The following is a 235-nucleotide window of genomic DNA, read 5'->3' on the forward strand; positions in this document are numbered from 1 at the left end:
TAGAATTTTATTCTATTCAAAAAAAACAAAAAAAGACGAACAAGGAAAGGATAGTGAATATTACAGATATGGAGCGAATCTACTAGCAGGACAGACCATATCGGAATTTAATGATTTAAACACAAAAATATGGAAACACCAGTATAGCTTTAGCGATAAAGAAGATGTGTTTGAATTTCAAAAAAGCGACATTGCAGATAGAGATTCCGAACAGTTCAATAATATATTATTCAAC

1 protein-coding gene is annotated in these 235 nt (G+C 30.2%); it reads left to right on the top strand.

Annotation, left to right across the window (positions count from 1 at the left end; genetic code table 11):
* Positions 1-235 (top strand): hypothetical protein (locus ACY2RS_RS15940; RefSeq protein WP_490099631.1); only part of this gene is annotated, 235 nt, incomplete at both ends.

It is taken from the genome of Patiriisocius sp. 208BN25-11 (assembly GCF_058147145.1).